The following is a 14977-nucleotide window of genomic DNA, read 5'->3' on the forward strand; positions in this document are numbered from 1 at the left end:
ATGACTAAACCAAGTAAGCGGCAGCTGGAACTTCAAGAGTATGTCCACGAGTTGGATTATGTTGCAATAATTGATGCACTTTCAAAACTCATCGGTATACCACTGGTATCAGTTCTTGAGCGACTGGGGGAACTAACAGATCGAGTAATCGAGAGTCCAATTGAAGAAATTGTTGATGTGTCTTTTCCAGATGGGATTAAAGCTTGGTATTTCAATATTTGGGCGAGGCGTTTGGAGCTATCTTCAGAGGCAGTGACCAAGCAATACTTGCATTTCAGTGATGAATACCTTGAGTCAATGAGTCTATCGAGGGCGCTGAAAATCAGCACCGTTTCATTGCAGGTGGACGGATCAAATCGCGTTGAAGAGATTGTCGTTCGAATTTCAGAACGAGTGAATCTTATTGAATCGCTATCCCAATTCTATACTGATGTTATGCCAGGCATGGGGTTTTCTGGATCAATGGCGGTTCCAACAATTGAGTACAAGCTTACAGAAAACTCAGGCATTAGCCTTCCTACTTTCATCCTTGACCCGGCTTATCGACAGCCTTTCAATGTGAGACTGTATGCTTTAGGCAAGGAATCTCTTGACGTTGTTCATGCAAAATCTTTTATCGAGCAGCTCGATCAGAGTGTTTCTGAATATCCCATAAGGAAGGCACGCCATGCATAAGGACATACTAACAAACAAGGATATTGCCAAAGAATACTTTGTAACAGTAAAAGGTATCTCTCAAAGAGACATAGTTGTGCCGCATGATATTGCTGACAACACTATTGAAGACAATTGTGACTTGCTATGCCGATCGCTTGGTATTGATTTAGGAGGCGTGGTAAATCCGCCCACCCTACATTTCCTAAAAAAAAGCGATAGGACTGAATCGGGTACCTTACCGTTTCCACCGTGGGATCGTAGTAGACCTCAATCAGATTCTAATGTTGCATTTCTGCTCAAGGCAATTTACATGGCTGAAGGTCAACGGCTTTCTGCAGGTGGAATGCGCGATCGTTTGAAAAACCTAGTAAGTACGCCGTATGGGCTTGGTGCGCTTGCGCTAATAGATAAAAGCCCATCAGCGTCGAAAGCCTTAAGCTATGCCCTATCAAAACAATCCAATAAGCTAAGATTTGCCCAAGGCAACGACAAATCCGGCCGGAGACCGATTCTTCCAAATTCACCGGTGAAATTCCGTGCAGATTATACTTCACAACGTGACAGCCACATCCGCACAAGTGTCGACATGAGTGACACAACCTCTATTGTGGATGCATTCAGCCGCGTCGTATATGCGGCAAGCTTCGATGCCGCACTACAGGCTTCAATTAATAAAATATCAGACACACCCATTCGAGAACTTGAGCGACAGTTGTTTACTTCACGTGAAACCCTTGCCGGTTATTACAATCGAGCAATTGATGAATCAATTGGTCGCGCCTATCAATCGGTACTTTTGTCATCGAACGAATTAATTGATCGTGGGGCCTTTTTGGAAGGGTCACGGGATCCGAGAATGTCACGGCTGAAAAAAGATATTCAGTCTTTTCGTGAAGGAAATCTCAGAGTGCTTAATCGAGAGCTGGCAACGCGTGCAATTTGTTGGAATACCAATTCGGAGTCGATCGACCTTGATGATATTCACCAGAATCACTTATTAAATCACTACTACAAAGATGGGGTGAGTGCGGTTCAGCATATTGGTGAGAGAGAGGAAATTCATGACTTTGCAGAACTTGCGAAAAACATGCATTCTCGCAGAGTTAATATGGCAGATAGATCCGAGACTTATGCATACAGAAAACAGCGTAGTGGTCGAAATCAACCTTCGCCAAAACCATTGCCAGAACCAAAGCGGAAGCCTGACTAATTCAGTAATTTTGTAGCCCGTTAATCCGGGCTGCAGAATTGACGGTATGGCGCTCAATCAACTTCAGCTTTCACGCCTTGGCAAGTCAAATGAAATCGTCCATCTCGTTGCATCGACCAATCGATAAGCAGATTTCTTAGGTTGTTTTCCGGATTCATCAAAGACTTGGGCCAGGGTATTTTTGAGGCAATACTGGGCTTATCTTTCCCGATGGCATCCAAAAGTTCTACAAACGTAACCTGGTAGTCGTCCAAGGGATAATCCGATACGTTATGCGTGTTTGGAAAGATCCAAGCTATATATGCATCTGCATTCGCGCTATAGATCAGCTTCCAAATATAGTCCGGTGTTGGCGTGCCATGCGATGCCAAGAAGAAATCATTTGAAATGTTAACTCCCCATATCGGACCTGTGAAGACATGTAATGTGGAGATTTCGCGATAGCACTCGGTTATTAATTCCGTCTCATAGTATACGCCGGTGTTTAAACTTTTCGTCATTGGGGTTATGTTCGTCACAACATTCGTGGCTTTTGCGAGTTCTTCAGTGTCGTCCCGGGTATTAAACGCGAGATAGTGTCCTCTTTGATAGGGCGCACCATCGATGTTGCCAGAATATCCGCTGGTGCTCATTTGTTGGCAATCTCGGCTAATAGTCTTGTCAAAACTAAACGAATTACTTCGTTTGGCGTTGCCTTTATCAGATTTGACGACAAAGATAACCAAATCTGCGCCTCTGTTCTCACAGTTCATAATTATCGTAAAGTCTTCGTCTTTAGTTTGCTCAAAACGCGTACTAGCCGACACATAGTTCGTGGCTGCCAAAAAAACGAGTAATAGAATAAAAGTTAACAAACGTTCTGACCTAAAAATCATAATGATAGCCCGCACTTTTTATTTACATATGGCATCATTATTGCAATTAATTATTCATTGTCTAGGATTCTTTTAAAGGTTACACTTTTTTTAGATTAAGCTAGGCTTTTGTTTCATGAATAGAAAAGATCGAATCTTACAAGAAGCTGAAATACTTTCGCATTCGCTCCTTAATGACGTGAATACTCGTACTTCGTTGAGTAGTGGTGTTTCCCACTCTACTCTAATGAGAGATGCTGGCTTAGACGCTTCTGAATTACGTGCGATACTCCACAATGACACTTCGGTACCTGTCAGTCATTGGATGCACTATGTGCTTGCTGCACATAGCGGTTCAATCGATACTTATGCTCAGAAGGTGTTCGCGCACAATTCGGCTAATGTCATGGTACCTAATTGCGATTCTGTAAAACTCAAGACTTGGTTAAGTGCTTTGGCTACCGACATCAACTCTGCCATTCAGTCGTCTGACGACCCATCTTTAGCTGATGAACTCGGTTTTTCTGATCTTGTAAGTAAAGGTCAGGATGCGTCTTTCTATGATTGGGCGCGAGTAGCAATACTGACTGGAGCAACTGAAGGCTTGGACTCAGGATATCTAGATATCGTCCCCCTCTACGTAAAAGAACATATCGCTGAGATATGGAATAGCACCAAATAGGCAGTCCTCAACCATTTATCGAAATGTTCGCTAATATTTCCAGAGATTGCTTGGTTCAATAGTTGAAATGCCACTTCGTATAAAAGGAGCCTCCACCTATATCTGAGCCGGTTTGCCTAAATATTTGACAAAAACCTATTTGCCGGTCATCTTTCATTGGTTAAAAAGCTATTGTAACCTTACCAGGAGAATGGTATGCCTCAAACTAAAAAGAAGCTCACCGCAAAGAAAACACCCGCCGCTCGTAAAGCTGCTCCTAAGAAATCGCCGGTAAAGATAACCTCTAAAAAGGCAACTCAGAAAGCGTCCGCTGCAATAGTTCCTACTTTATCTGCCGAAGAGAAATCATTGAACAAAGCATTATCTCAAGTAGCAAAAGTGGAAGAGCAACTGGCCAAAGCCAAGGACACTGCCAAAACTGCTAAATCACCGAAGGCTAAACTCAGTGCGCAAAATAAGGTTAAGTCACTTGCCCCATTACTGGCCTCTGCAAAGACTGAACTAAATAAAGCCAAACTGGACATGAAACTGTTCCTGGCTCGCCTACCATTAGTAGAGTTTTCTGCTAGCAAACCTGCCGCTCAGGCTGAATTCGAAGCCTCACTGGCTGCGGCCGATGAAGCAGCATTGGCGAAAGCTATTGAACGCTTCACTAAGAAATGGTCAACAGATAGAGCTCGCGCAAACGCAAAAAAAACACGCAAGTTTACTGCCAGCCAGGACGCTAAAGAAAAAGCGCTGAAGAAGAAAGTCGATGCCAAATGTAAAGCAATTAAATCGCCAAAAGCTAAGAAAGCTACAAAGACCAGTAATTAGATTTTAACTAATTTGATCTAAACGCACTCACCCTTGCAGTGCGTTTCTCCTTCACTTTTCCCCTAACCTTTGCCCCAGTCGGTGATCCATCTCCCTATCGCTAAGAATGCGTGCATTGAGGCGCAAAACAATAAGGCGCATTGCCGTGTTTTAGTGCTGTGGAGTCTGCCGGTGGGCATTCTCCTACACTCTCGGTATAAAAATTAACTGTATTGTTTAATTTCGGGAGCACCGTATGAACCAGCCTGCAACTATTGACATGGCGATTTCTGAAAGAACGACCATTCAAGTTTCGCCTTATTGCCTCAAAGATGCCAAGTGGGGGAATGTCAGAACTAGCCGCGACCCTGAGTCATTTGTAAACCTTAAAACCTCCATGCGTGCGCGTGGCAGACTGATTCAGCCGGTTGTTGCCCGTAAGGTCGATTATCTAAACGAAGGCGAATACGAGCTTTTGGCTGGCTACGGTCGTCGGGACGGTTCAATCGATCTTAAATGGCCGTTAATCGATGTGAGTATCGTTGAGTGTGATGATGCCGAGGCGCTTGCCATCATGCTGGACGAGAATGAGCAGCGTGAGAATATGAATGCGGCTGACGAGGCCGAAAGTGCCGCGTTAGCGGTTCAGGTTAACGGTGGTGATTACAAACTGGCGGCTAAGCAGTTGGGTTGGAGCGAAACAATGGTTCGCCAGCGAATCACTCTGAATAATTGCAGCGACAAAGTTAAGGTCGCTATACGCGAAAGACTGATTGACGTTGGTCACGCCAGCGTTCTGTCTCAGTTCCCATCTGATAAACAAGATGCCATTTTGACTAAGGTGGTTCAAGAAAAATGGACGGTGGCTCAGTTAAATGAGCATTGCCGCAAGCAGTCGATTCCACTGAATAAAGCACTATTCGATTTGGCCGATTGCGAACAGTGTCCACACAATTCAAGCGTTCAAAGCGATCTTTTTGCTTCAACTGGTGTTCAGGGCGGCAAATGTGGTAATTCCAAGTGCTTTGGTGGAAAGCAAGCCACCGAATTACTCAAAAAGAAAGAGGCTTTGGCTGAGGAATACGAGTCGGTCTTTTTGCTCCATGAGAAACCTGCGAATCTGCGAAAAACTACAAGTGAAGAAATCATGGGAGCGGATCAGTTTGCGACATGCCGCACCTGTGCAAACAACAGCGCGATCATTGACGACCGGATTCTGACCGCTGGCGTTGTTATTGAAAACCAGTGTACCAACCTTTCTTGTTTTGAGTCAGCATTGCCCAAGAAAGCAGACATGATTGCCACTGATAATGTTATCAAGCAGGCTGGTACAGCGAAAGGCAAGAGCAAGCCCGATTCAGCCAAATCTCCAGCTAAGACTGCGCCTAAAAAGGCAACACTCAGCAAAGGTATTCTTACTGCTTACGCTGGTCACCATCGCACAGCGGCTCGACAGGCTATTTCGGCCAATATCAAGTCAGATCGGTTAATACGCGCAATGGCAATCAACGCAGTGGCAGATACCTATTGCGTTGATTCAAATCAGAAAGAGGTTAAAGCGTTTCTTACAGCTAATGGCTATGACGAGTCAGTGATTTCGGCGTTGAGCAGCAGTCCTGATCGCATTGGAAAGCTGGTTGCGCTGGATTTAACGACTTTGAATAAACTGCAAGTCGTCATTGTTTTAGCCGCAACTGAGTTTGGACGAGGTCGCCATGATTCAACGGCTGAACCGGCCACGCAGAGTTTATATAAGATGCTGAAAACTTACGTTGTCTCCGAATATACAGATATCTACAAGTCCAATCTTATAGCGAATTGGCAACCTACTAAGGAATCACTCGGCTTATACACAAAAGCTGCCCTAAGCGTATTGCTCGATCAGCCTTCCCAAGCCGGAGAGAGCTTCAAAGCAAACTACATCAAGCAGTTTGACGAGTCCACGTATAGCAAGCTGAGTAAGGGCAAGGTTTCAGAATACATCGACGGCGTTTTGAGCAACGAAAGCTATGACTGGTCATCTTATGCGCCTCTTTCACTTCTGATTGAAGCTGGCATACCAGCCTAAATCATCTACCTAAAAGGAACTGTTTATGTCTCTTATCCAATCATTAATTGAGCAAGGTGAAGGCATTGGCCTGGATCGCATTGTGATCACGGTGCAACCTCGCGGTGACGGTGCAGCAAACGCCATCGTTCACTTCGCTGTAGATCAGCAAAGCTCGTACAAGCTCGACGCAAAGACCACCGCATTGCGTTCAGCTTTGAGCCAGCCGATTGTATCGGAAGGGAATGGCTCGCAGATTGAATTGGCAATAGCAGAGGCGCTTCACCGTATGAATGCCGTTGCTAAGCTGGCAGTGGATCAGTACCGAGAGAAAACCAACGCTGATGATGTGATTTCCGCCCTGGTCGCCAGTATTAATCAAGCCTCTGACAATCAGTCAGAGGTAGAGGCAGGTGGCGAAACCGATTCGACCCCCGCTAGTGAGTTGGCAAATTTGCCAGCCGATAACGATACGTCTGCACCGGATGCAGCGCCAGTACCGCTAACAACCGAGGACGACGATTCCGTCCTCGAAAACGCATCATTATTTTAGGAGAGCCACATGAATATTTGCTTTGAAGTTAATGGGCAGCGCATTGCATGGCCTTCGGGTGTATCGGTACTCAAAGATGCGAAGCGCATTTTGTCGCAACAGTTCCCAATGTTGCGTAACACGACCATCTACGAAGAAGATGCTCGATTGATGGGAGATGTGATGGTATACCCTGTTGTGTTGCCACCCGTAAAAACCAAGGGGTAGCGCTCATGCGAAACATGGATCGCCTTGATCTAAAGATCAAAGCAATCAAAGAGTCTCGTGGTGACGGTTTTGTCACCACTAGCAACATACTTGAAGAAAGCGATTTGCATACAGAATCGAATGGGATAGCACTATGGGCTGCGCAGCTAAAAGACCTCTCACGCAACAAGACTTTGGTTCACTCACCATCAGTGTTGAAGATTATCAGAGCCAGTTTGCCGCCTCTATAAAAAGCCCACTTTCGATTTGCGGATTAGATAGGATTCCATTTCAACTTGGTAATTCTATTGCCTGCCCTGCTGGAAATCTCGGCAAATTGAAGGCAAAACGAGTCATTCTGAGCGAGTCTATCACTGCGCTCAGAAATGCGACTGAAGCCGGTATCATACCAACCTCCATGTTCTATCGCTATTTAGGTGACCACAACATCAAATCTGGTCACGATAGCAAAAACGACCGAATAGCAGAGTATCTTCATGGCGACAATGGCCTGATTGAACGTGCTATAATACCATTTTTCGATTGGCTCAAACGCGAAATCAGGCGGTCAGGCCAGATCGACAATGACACAAAAACCAAAATTATAACCGCTATTGATGGTACCAACTCGGCATCACCATTTCAGATACGTGACAGCACCTTCGCTTTCCGCGATTACCTTTCCTTTTGTGTGAATTCCCATACGGAAGAACTGACCCTGGAACGAGACATAAGCAGCATCTCCTACTTTCCACCTGTAACAGATACCGTTTGCGGTCACAATTTGGAAGACTTAGTTGCATGGGCGAGTGGCAATGCCTTTATGACCTTTCATGATCGTTTAATGATGGAGTTAGATCACCGCGATTATGCCAGTCTGATCGTCACGAATGATCGTGAAAAACTGTCGGCCATTTACGTTGTCAGGTCGCTACTCAAAGCGATGGAAAATCGTTATGAAATCACTGTAGACGAGATTGATGGTCAATCTGATTTTTTAATGAATCTGGTGAATTGCCCCATCGTACTTCGCACTCATGTCGAGCAGTTTGAGTCGTTGTTGGCCGAGTGTCACTACGAAGAAATCTACAGGAGCACCTCTACAGCATTAGCTTCGTTCGTTTCAGAACAAATTGCTGAAGAACGAACAGGTAATCGCTTCAATATGAACAGCACCGAAAATGGTCAACTTATCTGCCAGCAATTAATCACTTCCCACGATGATATTGAACGAATCGTTGGCAGTGGACTTCAGTATTTGGCTTCCAGAGCAGACTGTAATCCTTCCTTTTCAGAGACTATTGAAGATGGTTTGGACAGCCACAGTAATCTCTGTCTCTTTCACACAGATGGAGACATGTTCAATCAACTGAACGTTTTCGATGGTGAATCAAATGTCCTTTCTGGAGAGATCATCAATGATATTTTCTCCGAATGGCAACATGAGAATGATCAATACGCTGGTAACGGTGGCTATGAAGAAAATGGTATTGGCACAGCTTTTCCTAAAAAGTTTGTAACAGAACAGCAGGTATTGCAGAGCATCAAGTCAGAGATGCACTGCGGTTTAGTGATGGCTCTTATTGACCTCCTAGGGTTTAGTAAAAATTCAAAAGGTTAATTCCCTACGGACTGATATTGCCGCAAGGCAGTTCGGTGCGACTTTGAAGGCGCAAAGCAATGTGGCGCATGGCTAGAAAACTAGCCGATGGGGGTGCTGTCGCTGTAAGGGCGTATTGTTTGGGTGCTCTACAAAGAACCGAGAATGCTTTTTCTTGAACTGAACAGGATACTTATTATGAGTACGAATATCGCAGGTCGTGACCAGGCACTTGCAAATGCATTGGCCGACATTAATCAAAGCTTTGGCAAAAACGCTTGTGTTCGCATGGGCGATTGCGAAATGGTGGATGTTGAAACCATCTCTACCGGTTCACTTGCATTGGACATTGCGCTGGGTGTAGGCGGTATGCCCGTCTCGAAAATTTCAGAAATCTTTGGGCCAGAGTCCTCGGGTAAGACTACATTAACGCTGAGCTTAATTGCGCAAGCGCAGAAAGCCGGAAAAACGTGTGCTTTCATCGACGCTGAGCACGCGCTTGATCCCGTATGGGCTGCGAAGATTGGTGTAAAAGTTGATGATTTACTATTGTCGCAACCTGACACCGGTGAGCAGGCACTGGAAATCTGTGATCGCTTGGTGCGTTCGAATGCGGTTGACTTAATCGTAATCGATTCTGTTTCAGCGCTAGTTCCAAAATCTGAAATTGAAGGGGAAATCGGAGACGCAAGTGTCGGTGTCCAAGCCAGACTAATGAGCAGTGCGCTGCGAAAAATCACCGGTTCGATTGCCAAAGCAAAAGCACACGTCGTATTTATTAATCAGATTCGTCTCAAAATAGGTGTTATGTTTGGGAATCCTGAGACAACTTCAGGGGGGAATAGTTTGAAGTTTTATTCCTCCGTGCGTTTGGACATTCGTCGTACGGGTTCGATTAAAGATGGTGATAACGCTGTTGCCAACGAAGTGCGCGTTAAAGTTATCAAAAACAAAGTAGCGCCGCCATTTAAGCAGGCCAACTTTGTCATCGGTTTTGGTGAAGATGGTTATGTCGCGGGTATCAATCGCAATCTCGAACTGGTTGAACTCGGTGTTAAATTTAACATCATTGAAAAATCGGGGGCCTGGTACTCATTCGCCGGTCAGAAGATTGGTCAGGGCAAAGTGAATGCCGGTAAATTCTTCGAAGACAATTTGGATGTTGCGGATGAGATTGAACAACGCATCCGAGCTGCTGCGAAAGGGCTTACATTAGATGAATACAGCGCAACGGTCGATGGTGCCGTCGTTGACGAAAAAGAATCTTCGGATTCAGAGCAAGGCTCTTTGCTAAATTAGCGGCCGTTGGTGGGCGGCAGGGTGTTATTCCTGCCGAAATCTTTTAGTAACTGGAATGAGGTGAATTTCATGCGTTCGGAGTATTCGCTCGATGGCATTAAACGAAAGTTGCTTATGATGGCACTGGCTCTTGATCTACCTGAGTTTCAGACCTACATGCGCACACCTACAGATCGGTATGGATTATCAAACTTCTCAGATATCGCCGAAGCACTGAATCAAGATTTAAAGAATTCTTTTTCTGATTTGTTTGCGATCAGCCGTGTTGAGCCAGGAAGATTTCTTACATCAGCTGATATGAGCAGTTCGCTTATGCTGATGATCTACAATTTATTTTCCCATGTTGATACATCACTTGTGACGGTGATTACCAACGGCAGCTTCGACTCTTGGGTGCACCGTGAATTTGGTGACAGTGCCCTTCAGGGAATGGTGGATGACGTTTTTCGGTTAGGTTACCGGCCAGAATTTGCATCGAAGAAGAACCAACTTGACGCAGTCGGGTCAGCACTGCGTGGCTTTGCTCGGTTTATTGAAGCCCGCTATACGTTGCGCTACGGGTTGCTGGACGACGAACTTGATGTTGAGTATGGCAAAATTCTTTGTGCATTGGGTAGCCCTGCGATCTGTGAAGCAGGAAACGTCACTCAGTTTTTGGCTGACGTGCCGGTGGACATACAGAAAGCGCTGGTACACAGCACTCATATCCTGGTGAGTTTTTCTGCTCATTCCTACTTTATCGTTGAAAATACAAGGCCAATCGACGCCTTGCACTATTCGGTGGATGACACTTATGTGCTTCAGTTCAGCCTACCACCATCAAGTGAGCACTCAGTAGTACTAAGTCATGGTACCGCTGTTGTGTCGACCCAGGTAGAGGGCGCAAGCCATGACTGTTGATTTAGCACTGGTTGATGCCGTACGCTTGCAAAAAAGGATTGAAGCAACTGGAGTGCTGTCTGGCTGCTCTGATCTCAGCTTACTGCCTTCTACTTTGATTAGCATCCGCCCTGACGATGTTGAGGGTGAACACTATATTCCAGTCGAATTTTGCGGGGAATTGCGCTATCCAAATGCTTTCGATATGAGTCCGAAAATTCATGATGGTAAAATGCGGCTTTGGCCTATCTATCGAAGTGAATGGGAAGACGGCGAGTGCTTTGAGTGGGTAAGCTTCTGGGTTCCCATTGACCGGTTAGAAGAGATAGATGTTGGATTATTTCGTTTGCTTGAAGACTAGCACTAACTGGCGGCTATTAAATATAAGTGCCGTCTAGCAGGACCATAAATTTCTTCATGGACTGCCCTCATCGTTCTTATTTGTGCGTACTGTACGGATTTGGCGTTTATCAGCTCTCCTTTCGCGAATGAATTGAGGAGACTATTAGGTAATGACTCATAGCGACTGACATATCGATCAATGGCCATCGTGCTGCCGTTGTTAAGCTGAAGTCTAATGACAATGTGCCATTTTTTGTGACTTCTTATGGCTTCTTTGTATTTCTCAATATCTGTCATATAGCACCTCACAACTGCACACTTTATGATAATAAAGATAAATTATCATTATTAAGTTGACAAGGCACATATAACGCATTAGGCTGAATATCGAATCATGTTAGTTTCATGGCGACCCTCGACTATTTACCACGCTTTTCTAGGCGTGGTTTTTTTTGCCATCGAGTTTTGTTGGCGCGAAACAATGTGGCGGTAGTTTGTATGTAAGGTCGGGAGGGGATGGATAGTTGTGCGTTGTTATCCTCTTCTCATCTTTTTAATAGCAGGTGTCCACATGATTTTTAACGGAATTCGCTTCTCCGACTCTACTGAAATGTCTTTAGTTGCTCTGCTCAGCAACCTGGCTACCTCTGATCGGCGCGTCAGGCTGTTTTTGGGGAATCCGGCTACTGGTGAGCAAGATTACTGTGAAGCAGGGATGATGGAAGGCCAAGTGGATGGCTACTTCAGTCGATTGTGTCTTATTGATGGGGATACAGTGAATCGATTCGATGATTCAAGAGTTGTCCAGGTTGTCAGTAGCGATTCGAATCGAATTCTTTGGAAAGCCACTCTTTACACACCAGTAAACATAAAGGATTTGACGTTGGTTGATTCCGAAAGTCCCGTTCGCAATTGGGATGGTCTGTATCTGCCATTCGAGGTCTATCGCGGCCAAACCCGTATCAACTGCTTTTCTACTCGTACTGATGCTTTGGTGTTTATGCAAAACTTTACCGACTGCCGTGAAAGAGAAGATAATGAGGTGGCGGCATGATACCCGGTCTGTTTATTACGTTTTCAACTGAAACAACCGGGCTGATCACCCAAAACGCTAAAGGCGAACTGATATTTCCAGACATCATTAGCTTTGGTGCTGTATTGGTTGATCAAGGCTCAATCATCGATACGATGACTATCCAGTGCAAACCTACCTGCCCTATTCAAGAGGACGCGACTCGCAAGCATGGCGCCAGAGAGTCAGATTTAGAAGCGTTGCCTCCTTTCAGTGCTATTGCAGACGAAATCACCGCCTATCTCGATCCGGGTATCCCATTAATCACGCATGCCTCCGATTTTCACTGGCTTGCCCTGAAAGCTCAATTTGACCGGTGCGGTATCGCCTTTGATCGGCCGGAGCCGCTTTGTATTAGTAAGCTTTGTAAAACCAGTGATGCCGATGATTCAGATCCTGGTCCTTCCCTATTTGCCCTCAAGCGGCTAGCTGGCTTGGAGTCGCTAACACAGGTCGATAATCGACTGGATGCCAGCGTCGATGCGAAAGACATTGCCGAAATCGCTTTGTTTCTTGAGCGGGAATACTCTGATTTTAAGGTTGCGTCATGAAAGATAACAAGGAAACTGTCATGAAAGCTGACACCAAACAGAAGCAATTTGAACAGATCGCCAACGTTCCAGACTTTGCGGTCTACAACCTCGATAAGGATTCATACTGCTGGAAGGACAGACCGAATGTTATCTGTCCGGATATTGACTACTGGTACGAACTGTTCTGTGCCGGATTAAGCAAAAACCAAGAAAAGGTGGATGCACTTGAAGGTGAGCTGCAAGGCATGGTTGGCAAAGTCGAAGTGGCTCAAGACCGCCAGCGCCAACTATACAGGGCCTGCAAATTTTTAGCCCTTCATCTCAAGGCGCCGGATAAAGCCGTCGTCGACGCTGCAGTCGACCATGCAGAGATCGTGATTGAACAGTTTAAGCATCTGTCTGATCAAGCCATAGAGGCGAAGAAGTCTGAGACCGGATCAAGTGTTTATTCAATCGGTAGCGTCGATGTAAGCATCAGCCGTGATGAAGGAAAGGTAACCGTCAGTTTTCCTGACAAAATAGACGTTACCGTCGATCGGAATGACAATCGAATTGAGTCTTTCATTACGGATGGTGTAACAGGTCGAGTTCAAGCGCATTCCGTGGCATTGGTGGATACCTTTTACGCTTCCATACAAAGTAAGTTATGCGCCCTACTTCAAACTGCCTTTCCGGTCATTGAAGAAAAAGACATTCCGTACTCAACAGTCGATGCCCTTCAGGGAATGGATAAGAAATGGGATCGTGCTTTGCCGAACTTGGTCGAAGACTATTTCATTCGGTGGCCGGTGGATACAGGCTGGTTAGAGCTCGTTCAAGGTGCTTCCGTCGAAAGACTGGGTTTAGAGATAAAGCATGTGAAGCGCCCATATCTAAAGGTAAAAGCTTCTGACTATCAATTGTTGCAGGATGCCAGTAGCCCCAGTCAGGATATTTGGAAAATCAAGGGGCATGACAGTCATTACTATGTCACTACCGAGGCCAGTTTAGGCAGTGATTGTATGACTGGCTATGCATTGGCGCGGCTAAATCCAGAGGCTGTCGAAAAAATGTTGAAAGCGATCCATAAGGAGCAGGAATCATTCTATGAGTAAAAACACTGTGAAATTGTCTACCACCCTGGATTCAATTACCGCAGGGTCGACCGACCTTCATCAAAAGAAGCAAGCGCTTATTAAACTTGTGGCAAAAGCGCTCATACAAATTATTGAGCAAAAAGACCACGACAGCATGCACCAACTGATTGGCTCCTTCATGGGTACTCAGCTCGATGTTGTTGAGTTGATGCTTGAAGTCCGGAACCAATTAAAAGATTAACTGCGCCTGCCGTTTAAGGGCGTAGCTTGAGAGAAGTACATGAAACTTATTTAATGGCCAAAGGAGGCTTTAATGACCACAACCGCACTGGAAACGGTTTTAACCCCCAACTCGAAAGACTTTAACTTCTACGCAATTGGTGAACATCTCGTGACGATCGGCAAAGAAATCACAAAGCTCAACCGGAACCTGGACAAAGTTTTGGACCAGTTGCTTGAGTTCGAAAACTTTGAAACTGACGAAAAAAGCGCAATTGAAGCTATTCAAGAGCGTGACTATGAAAAAGCCTTGGAGCAAGTTAAACAGCTCGCGAAGAGTCATCAAAAACGCGCTGATTTGATTCAACAAGAATCTGACCTTCGCGCACAATTGGAACAGGCTCGATTGCAGGCACAACAGATCGCTGATGGTATCATCCCTGATGCTGATAAAGCTGAATCCAAACCTGTAGCTGACAAGCCTTTGGCTTCCATAGAATAAGACCAGGTCTGTACTTTTAGGTCCAGCTAGTCTGGGCCGGCTTTCCCTTCGATTCGTAGCACTATATGGCACTTCAAACATCGCTTTTCGCTCGCTAAGAATTCGTCCAGATCAGCTGTCGTATCAATGCCGCACAATTTGGCAAATCGGCCAACGCCGCAAATTGCCTTTCGCGGATATGAATTTGGCATGTAGTGGACATATTCAGCGGGATTTTCAGGCACAGTGGCATCGCCAAACGCGCGCCACATCTCCAGCTCGGTGTAAAATGGAGCACCCACAAGCAATGCCTCAGTTTTTCCGTTCGGCCTCAACACTTCGACAAACAGCCGCCAGGTCGCTTCATTTCCGTAGTGGGAATACTCACGCTTAATACCAAATATTTGACCGCGGCGGATAAGATTTCTCAAGTCCGAAAAATCCAATTTATGCACTTCGTCTGGTAAAAACCTCATACAACAAGACTCACTT

General features: G+C 45.4%; 18 protein-coding genes. 16 read left to right on the forward strand and 2 right to left on the reverse strand.

Going from position 1 to position 14977, the window contains the following annotated elements:
* Window positions 1–675: a hypothetical protein gene (locus IYN85_RS20415; RefSeq protein ID WP_196160804.1), complete on the forward strand. Its 675-nt coding sequence runs from the start codon at window positions 1–3 to the stop codon at window positions 673–675.
* Complete coding sequence (locus IYN85_RS20420; RefSeq protein ID WP_196160805.1) at window positions 668–1867, forward strand: hypothetical protein; 1200 nt, start codon at window positions 668–670, stop codon at window positions 1865–1867. Before IYN85_RS20415 ends, IYN85_RS20420 begins: the two co-directional genes overlap by 8 nt.
* A 53-nt stretch (window positions 1868–1920) precedes the next feature.
* Here IYN85_RS20420 and IYN85_RS20425 read toward each other — a convergent pair whose 3' ends face one another.
* Window positions 1921–2721, reverse strand: a complete 801-nt coding sequence (locus tag IYN85_RS20425) for a DNA/RNA non-specific endonuclease (protein ID WP_196160806.1) — start codon at window positions 2719–2721, stop codon at window positions 1921–1923.
* A gap of 136 nt (window positions 2722–2857) precedes the next feature.
* On the opposite strand from IYN85_RS20425, the gene IYN85_RS20430 reads away from it, so the two are divergent.
* The 14 genes from IYN85_RS20430 (at window position 2858) to IYN85_RS20495 (ending at window position 14506) form a co-directional block, all read left to right on the forward strand.
* Window positions 2858–3403, forward strand: coding sequence for a hypothetical protein (locus IYN85_RS20430; protein ID WP_196160807.1), 546 nt, complete (start codon window positions 2858–2860; stop codon window positions 3401–3403).
* Between the two features lie 195 nt (window positions 3404–3598).
* Window positions 3599–4219: a hypothetical protein gene (locus tag IYN85_RS20435; RefSeq protein ID WP_196160808.1), complete on the forward strand. Its 621-nt coding sequence runs from the start codon at window positions 3599–3601 to the stop codon at window positions 4217–4219.
* Window positions 4220–4454: 235 nt separating this feature from the next.
* Entirely contained in the window at window positions 4455–6266 is a 1812-nt protein-coding gene (locus IYN85_RS20440) for a ParB/RepB/Spo0J family partition protein (RefSeq protein WP_196160809.1), read from the forward strand.
* Between the two features lie 25 nt (window positions 6267–6291).
* The gene (locus IYN85_RS20445; RefSeq protein WP_196160810.1) at window positions 6292–6798 is read left to right on the forward strand and encodes a hypothetical protein; all 507 of its coding nucleotides are present in this window, start codon (window positions 6292–6294) and stop codon (window positions 6796–6798) included.
* A 9-nt stretch (window positions 6799–6807) separates the two neighbouring features.
* Entirely contained in the window at window positions 6808–7005 is a 198-nt protein-coding gene (locus IYN85_RS20450; protein ID WP_196160811.1) for a hypothetical protein, read from the forward strand.
* 133 nt (window positions 7006–7138) lie between these two features.
* Window positions 7139–8605: a hypothetical protein gene (locus tag IYN85_RS20455; protein ID WP_196160812.1), complete on the forward strand. Its 1467-nt coding sequence runs from the start codon at window positions 7139–7141 to the stop codon at window positions 8603–8605.
* Between the two features lie 177 nt (window positions 8606–8782).
* Window positions 8783–9883 carry a recombinase RecA gene (gene recA / locus IYN85_RS20460; RefSeq protein WP_196160813.1) on the forward strand — a complete coding sequence of 367 codons (1101 nt, stop codon included), beginning with the start codon at window positions 8783–8785 and terminating at the stop codon, window positions 9881–9883.
* Between the two features lie 69 nt (window positions 9884–9952).
* Window positions 9953–10783: a hypothetical protein gene (locus tag IYN85_RS20465; RefSeq protein ID WP_196160814.1), complete on the forward strand. Its 831-nt coding sequence runs from the start codon at window positions 9953–9955 to the stop codon at window positions 10781–10783.
* Window positions 10773–11123: a hypothetical protein gene (locus IYN85_RS20470; RefSeq protein WP_196160815.1), complete on the forward strand. Its 351-nt coding sequence runs from the start codon at window positions 10773–10775 to the stop codon at window positions 11121–11123. The genes IYN85_RS20465 and IYN85_RS20470 overlap by 11 nt, the downstream gene beginning before the upstream one ends.
* 552 nt (window positions 11124–11675) lie before the next feature.
* On the forward strand, window positions 11676–12158 hold the full coding sequence (locus IYN85_RS20475; RefSeq protein ID WP_196160816.1) for a hypothetical protein: 483 nt from the start codon (window positions 11676–11678) through the stop codon (window positions 12156–12158).
* Window positions 12155–12727: a 3'-5' exonuclease gene (locus IYN85_RS20480; protein ID WP_196160817.1), complete on the forward strand. Its 573-nt coding sequence runs from the start codon at window positions 12155–12157 to the stop codon at window positions 12725–12727. Before IYN85_RS20475 ends, IYN85_RS20480 begins: the two co-directional genes overlap by 4 nt.
* Window positions 12724–13803 carry a hypothetical protein gene (locus tag IYN85_RS20485; protein ID WP_196160818.1) on the forward strand — a complete coding sequence of 360 codons (1080 nt, stop codon included), beginning with the start codon at window positions 12724–12726 and terminating at the stop codon, window positions 13801–13803. Before IYN85_RS20480 ends, IYN85_RS20485 begins: the two co-directional genes overlap by 4 nt.
* Window positions 13796–14026, forward strand: coding sequence for a hypothetical protein (locus IYN85_RS20490; RefSeq protein WP_196160819.1), 231 nt, complete (start codon window positions 13796–13798; stop codon window positions 14024–14026). The genes IYN85_RS20485 and IYN85_RS20490 overlap by 8 nt, the downstream gene beginning before the upstream one ends.
* Before the next feature lie 72 nt (window positions 14027–14098).
* Complete coding sequence (locus IYN85_RS20495; RefSeq protein ID WP_196160820.1) at window positions 14099–14506, forward strand: hypothetical protein; 408 nt, start codon at window positions 14099–14101, stop codon at window positions 14504–14506.
* A 26-nt stretch (window positions 14507–14532) separates the two neighbouring features.
* On the opposite strand, the gene IYN85_RS20500 is transcribed toward IYN85_RS20495, so the two are convergent.
* On the reverse strand, window positions 14533–14961 hold the full coding sequence (locus tag IYN85_RS20500; protein ID WP_196160821.1) for a hypothetical protein: 429 nt from the start codon (window positions 14959–14961) through the stop codon (window positions 14533–14535).
* Window positions 14962–14977: the final 16 nt, after the last annotated feature.

The organism is Reinekea sp. G2M2-21 (genome assembly GCF_015687175.1).
GTDB lineage: Bacteria > Pseudomonadota > Gammaproteobacteria > Pseudomonadales > Natronospirillaceae > Reinekea.